Origin of the sequence: Pseudobacillus sp. FSL P4-0506 (genome assembly GCF_038003025.1) — a bacterium.
Lineage (GTDB): Bacteria > Bacillota > Bacilli > Bacillales > Domibacillaceae > Pseudobacillus.
In genome coordinates, this window is sequence record NZ_JBBOOI010000001.1 from 4,353,855 (window position 1) to 4,360,069 (window position 6,215).

Consider the following 6,215-nt stretch of genomic DNA (forward strand, 5'->3'; position numbering starts at 1 on the left):
GTCCAGTCAGAGAATCGATTTTCGCAGGCGTATCAAGATAGAAGGACTCTGCCTTCTACCTTGATACAAATGCATTGCCTGTCACCCAGAATCGCCACGGGTATTCTTTCGCCTCTCCCGAATTATCAATACCAATGCGCGGTCCCGTTGAAATTTCTTTAGGTGTAAATCCTTTTCCAATGTAGAGAGGTGGTTCGTCAAAGCGGCGGCCGTAATCTTCCATTGTAATGTTTAATGCTTTGGTTAATTTTCCCGGCCCGCTTGTCAGGTTTTTCAGAGAGGTTCCTCCCCTTCTCTCGATCATTAAATCAATCCCCTCGTAAGGTTCCACTGCTCGGATTAGTACCGCTTCTGGTATGTCTTTTTCTGCAGATACAACATTCACAAGACAATGAGTGTGCATTACGTACGTATAGACATGACCAGCCTCATGAAACATAATTTCTGTTCGTTTCGTCCGCCGGTTATTGAAGCTGTGTGCCGCCCGGTCCATCGGTCCTTTATAGGCCTCTGTTTCTACAATGAACCCAGCTGCTGTTCCTTCCTGCGTCTCTTTCACTAACAAACAGCCCAAAAGCGCCTCGGCTAGTTGCAATGTCGGCTGCTGAAAGAACGATTTATCGAACGGCGTAAACTCTGCTCTTTGCTCCATGCTAACTCTCCCTTTTCTGTTTATTTATTCAGCTTTTCCCTCACTTTATAGCAAAAAAACAACTCTTTAGACTGTCGCCTATAAATACTCCGAGCATATTAAACCTAACCTTTCCTCCGTTCTTTCTTGTTTTCTCTTTTAAATAGGTTCTGCTTTTTATTTAAAAATAAACGAACACGGCCATAAAATAAATAATTCAAACGTTTTCCCGATATTTTTTCGTTAGATCGTTTACAATAAAGGGTAGAGTCTATAATACATAATGAGTTCATAAGGAGGGACATATATGGCGATTATCGGGTGGATTAGCCTGGCTATCGTTATCGGAGCATTGATTTACCTAGGTATTTCCGGATTCAGCACTTATAAATCAATGAAACCGAAGATCGATCATTTGGAGGCGGTATCGGAGCGGCTAAAAGTAAAACAAGAGACCATTCAGTCAGAAACAGAAAAGCTGAAAGCCACACAAGAACATATCAAACAAGATATCGAAGAAAAAAAGGAAGCGGTGTTATTCACAGTAGATGAAGCAAAAAAAACACCGGAATCCCTTAAGCAACTTGGAAGAGCGTTAAATATTATGAACGAAAACGTAAAGTTGAAGCTACCGATTCCTAAGCGAAAAAAACAGGCAGAAACTATTTAATGACCATATAAAAAAACCAATCTGACTAGAGTCAGATTGGTTTTTATTTATTCGTAACTCACAACGCTTCGACTGAAAAAGCTTTTTCATGAGATGAACCGCCGCGGTTATATTCTACATCGTCGTCTATGGTAAACCTAAACGACCTAAGCCCTGCCTTCTCTTAAGTCCTTGCGGCTCCGAGGCCGCGCCAGTTTGAATAAGTGTTACTTCTAAAACATAGCAGAACGCCAATATTATTTATATAAAACGTCATAAGTTACTTTATCACTGAATCACAAATGATAACATCTTTTTCAACTTATGTCAACTGCTTTATCAATAAAAAGGCAGCCTGCTTAGAATCTAGACAGACTGCCCCACTTCTCACGTATGCTCCGGATCTTTCAGTCGCGTTTCTAATACTTTCTCCTGCATGTAATTATGGAAGAACCACTCACCGATTCCTAAAAAGAATGCAACGGCAAGAGCATTCACAAATGCACCAGCACTGTTATCCATTGCATTGCCCATTATCCATAAAAGTACAGCGGCAAGAACAATATCGCTAAAAACAGCTATTGAGTTTCCCGCCGCCGGTAAGATCATTAGATCCCCAAGGATATACGAGACGACCGTTAATACTAATCCCATAATAAGTATATCTGTTATCGGAGTATCCATGATAACTCCCAGAGCAATGTATAGGATAGCTGTTAAAGCAACAAACTTCATAAGCAGCGCAGTTAAATGCTTAGTCATTTTCCCGCCTCCTTTCTCGGTTGGATTACCGGTTACAATTACACATTTCCCCGATTGATCATAATTATTCCTGTTCCTATATTTTTTTGTGAAATTAATCTTACTTTTCTAGCATAATGGATGTCTTCGCATAAACAAAAAAACCGATAGGAACAAGTATATACACTACCCGTCCATATCAGTTTCATTTCCTTTATTTATTCTTCCGCTGCTCCTGTCTTTTCCGGCATTCCAACAGTTAAAAATGCTTTAATCATACCGTATGTTATCTTTTCTGGCACAAGCTCCTTAATTGGTTTTAAGCGCTCCGGTCCCGCCTCCTGTACAGCTTTTTGCAAAAGCGGCCAGTGTTCTTCAGGCACGATCAGCGATAGCTCGACTTCCATTCCTTCCTCCGCACACTGTAGTAAATGATTTTCGATTGTGCTGATAGCGAGCTGTCTCTTCTCGGCAATCTCCTCAACGGTTAGTTGCTGACGATGCCATTCATACGTATCCAGATGAGATTGGCCGGTTACTTTTTTCTTTGGAGATGCCGGGGCTAATTCGGACGCACTATCTTTTTTCCGTTCGGGATGTTTCTCACAAAAGCCGGAGATAGCCACTAAGAACAACTGTCCGTATTTCTCAAGCTTATTGCCCCCTACACCGCTGACCGTGAGGAATTCCTCCTCCGTCTGCGGCAGCTTTAGACACATGTCCTTGAGCGACCGGTCTGAAAAAATAACAAACGGTGGGACGCCGGCTTCATCAGCAAGACTTTTTCTTAAGCTGCGCAGCTCTTCAAACAGCGGATCATCTGCGGCAATTTGCTTTGTTTGCACGGCTTCCTTCCTTTCAACTTGGCGATCGCCTAGCAGGACTTCTCTGCCTTTTTCCGTAACAAAAATGGTGGGGTATGTGCCATGTTCTACACCGAGCAGCTCTTGTGAAATCAAGAACTCAATAAAATTGGTAACATCTTTGGCACTTTTATCTTTCATAATTCCATATGTTGAGAGAGTATGAAAGCCGAACTCCATAATCTTTTTATTTTTAGATCCTGTCAAGACTTGGGCAGTAATGGATTTGCCGTAACGCTGGCCCATCCGAATCACGCATGAAAGCACCATTTGTACTTCCTTCGTTACATCAACTGCCACGCGTGAATCGGTACAGTTGCCGCAGCGGCCGCATGGCTCTGACGCCTCATCGCCAAAGTATTTAACAATATAACTCTGCAAGCAGCTCTCTGTGTGACAGTAATCAATCATTAGCTGCAGTTTTTCCAGCTCCCTGGGAATGCGTTCTCTTTCAAGAGACTGGTCAATTAAAAAGCGCTGTGTTTGCACATCTTGCGGTGAATATAGGAGAAAGCATTCACTATCAAGGCCGTCCCTTCCAGCACGCCCTGCTTCCTGATAATAGCTTTCCATGTTCTTTGGAAGCTGATAATGGATGACATAGCGAATGTTGGATTTATCAATCCCCATCCCAAAAGCGTTGGTTGCTATCATCACTGCCGCTTGATCGGTTAAAAACCGATCTTGCTCGCTTATTCTTTCCTCGTCGCTCATTCCCGCATGATAGCGGGCTACTGAAATGCTGCTTTTGCTGAGTTTCTCGTAAAGCTGATCAACCGCTTTTCTCGTAGCTGCATAAATAATCCCAGATTCTTTTTCATTTTTCGTAAGATAATCTTTTATAAAGGCAAATCGATCCTGCCCCTGAATAACAGAAAAGGATAAATTCTCTCTTTCGAACCCTGTAATTACAGTATGAGTCTCATCAATATTCAAGAGCCGGCAAATATCTTCCCGCACTCTCGGGGTAGCTGTAGCTGTTAATGCCAGCACGACTGGATGTTGCGGAAGCATTTCTGCAAGGCGCTGAATCTGCCGGTAGCTTGGCCGGAAGTCATGTCCCCACTGCGAGATACAGTGAGCCTCATCCACCGCTACAAGCGGGATAGGGATCTCTTTTAAATCTTCTATAAATGAGTAAGACTCCAGCCGTTCAGGCGCAATGTAAAGAAGCTTGTACTCTCCCTGTCTTGCTGCTGCCATTGTATCCCGCACTTCAGCTGCACTAAGTGAGCTGTTAATATAGGCAGCAGAAACTCCTGCTTCAAGCAATGTATCTACCTGGTCTTTCATCAAAGAAATCAATGGCGAAACAACAACGGTCATTCCCGGAAGAACAAGAGCCGGAATTTGATAGCAAATTGATTTTCCGCCGCCGGTCGGCATGACACAGATTGTATTCTTTCCCTCAAGCACCTGGCTAATTGCCTGCTCCTGTCCGCTGCGAAAAGCCGAGTAGCCAAAATATGATTGTAATAATTGCCGCGCTTGTTGGAGCATCCTTACACTTCCTTCGTTCTTTTTCCCAATTATAACATGTTATCTGGGTCTCCCTCCGCTTTTCATTATGGATTTATGCGGTTGATTTCACTATAATGAGAAATAACTATAGGAAAAACAGAAAGGCTGGTAGCAATTTGGAACACAATTCATCAAACTTTATCAAAACGATTATAAAAGAAGACTTGGAATCAGGAAAACGTGACCACGTCGTTACCCGTTTTCCACCTGAGCCAAATGGTTACCTTCATATCGGTCATGCCAAATCCATCGTTATTAACTTTGGACTCGCAGATGATTTTAACGGAAAAACAAACTTGCGCTTTGATGATACAAATCCCTTGAAAGAAGATCAGGAATATGTAGATGCCATCAAAGAGGATGTTAAGTGGCTCGGATATGAATGGGAAGAACTTCGCTTCGCCTCCGACTATTTTGAAGAAATGTATGATCGGGCTATCCTGCTGATTAAAAAAGGCAAAGCGTACGTAGATGATTTAACAGCTGATCAAATCCGTGAATACCGTGGCACCCTTACTGAACCGGGAAAAGAGAGCCCGTATCGCAACCGCACCATTGAAGAAAATTTAGATTTATTCGAACGCATGCGCAAAGGAGAATTCGGCAACGGAGAAAAAGTGCTACGCGCGAAAATTGATATGTCTTCACCAAACATTAACTTGCGTGATCCCGTCTTATACCGTGTATCTCACGCGTCCCATCATAATACGGGTGACAAATGGTGCATCTATCCAATGTATGCCTTTGCTCATCCGCTTGAAGATGCCATTGAAGGGGTCACTCACTCTCTTTGCACATCAGAATTTGAGGACCAGCGTCCGCTCTACAACTGGGTTGTGGAAGAATGCGAAATGTCGCACCAACCACAGCAAATTGAATTCGGTCGTTTAAATCTTTCCAACACCGTTATGAGTAAACGGAAATTAAAACAGCTTGTTGATGAAGGAATTGTCGACGGTTGGGACGACCCTCGCCTTCCGACTATTTCAGGCTTGCGCCGAAAAGGGTACACTCCGACAGCCATTCGCGAATTCGTCAAAGAAACCGGCGTATCCAAAGGTTCTGGCGTGGTGGATGAGGCGATGCTTGAACATTTTGTCAGAGAAGACTTAAAGTTGACGGTGCCGCGTACGATGGGAATATTAAAGCCGCTGAAAGTGGTCATCACCAATTATCCGGAAGATCAAGTTGAGTGGCTGGATGCTGAAATTAATCCAGAAAATCCGGAGATGGGCGTGCGGAAAATTCCATTTTCTAGAGAGATTTATGTTGAGCAGGAAGACTTTATGGAGAATCCTCCAAAGAAATACTTCCGCTTGTTCCCAGGCAATGAAGTTCGTCTGAAACATGCCTATTTCATTAAATGTGAAGAGGTCATTAAGGATGAGAATGGAGAAGTAATTGAGCTTCGCTGCACGTACGATCCCGAAACAAAAAGCGGCTCCGGCTTTACAGGCCGCAAAGTAAAAGGAACGATTCACTGGGTTGATGCCAAGCACGCTTTGCCGGCAGAGTTCAGGCTGTATGAACCGCTCATTTCCGACGCGGATGAAGAAGCGGATGAAGCAGAGGAAAAGACATTCCTTGATTATGTGAACAAAAACTCCTTAGAAGTTGTGCAAGGTTTTATCGAGCCAAATATGGAAGATGTAAAACCGCATGATAAATTCCAGTTCTTCCGGCATGGTTATTTCAATGTCGATCCAAAACATACAACAAAAGAAAAAATCGTATTCAACCGGATCGTTTCTTTAAAAAGCTCGTTCAAACTAAAGTAATAAACTAAAAAAGCGACCCGGCAGTCCATTCA

The 6,215-nt window shown here is 43.1% G+C and carries 5 protein-coding genes; 2 read left to right on the forward strand and 3 right to left on the reverse strand.

Annotated elements, in window-relative coordinates; genetic code table 11:
• Window positions 1-55: 55 nt before the first annotated feature.
• Window positions 56-652 carry a DNA-3-methyladenine glycosylase gene (locus MKZ02_RS21890; RefSeq protein ID WP_340856270.1) on the reverse strand — a complete coding sequence of 199 codons (597 nt, stop codon included), beginning with the start codon at window positions 650-652 and terminating at the stop codon, window positions 56-58.
• Window positions 653-938: 286 nt separating this feature from the next.
• Between MKZ02_RS21890 and MKZ02_RS21895 the strand changes: the two genes are divergently transcribed.
• The gene (locus tag MKZ02_RS21895) at window positions 939-1,301 is read left to right on the forward strand and encodes a DUF948 domain-containing protein (protein WP_340856271.1); all 363 of its coding nucleotides are present in this window, start codon (window positions 939-941) and stop codon (window positions 1,299-1,301) included.
• 366 nt (window positions 1,302-1,667) lie between these two features.
• Here the strand turns inward: MKZ02_RS21895 and MKZ02_RS21900 are convergent, their stop codons facing one another.
• Both MKZ02_RS21900 and recQ read right to left on the reverse strand, forming a co-directional pair.
• Window positions 1,668-2,042 (reverse strand): DUF2512 family protein, encoded by a 375-nt coding sequence (locus MKZ02_RS21900; protein ID WP_120036283.1) that lies wholly within the window; start codon window positions 2,040-2,042, stop codon window positions 1,668-1,670.
• Between the two features lie 197 nt (window positions 2,043-2,239).
• Entirely contained in the window at window positions 2,240-4,384 is a 2,145-nt protein-coding gene (recQ, locus tag MKZ02_RS21905; protein ID WP_340856272.1) for a DNA helicase RecQ, read from the reverse strand.
• Window positions 4,385-4,521: 137 nt separating this feature from the next.
• Between recQ and MKZ02_RS21910 the strand changes: the two genes are divergently transcribed.
• Window positions 4,522-6,183, forward strand: a complete 1,662-nt coding sequence (locus MKZ02_RS21910) for a glutamine--tRNA ligase/YqeY domain fusion protein (protein WP_340856274.1) — start codon at window positions 4,522-4,524, stop codon at window positions 6,181-6,183.
• The last annotated feature ends 32 nt before the right edge of the window (window positions 6,184-6,215 follow it).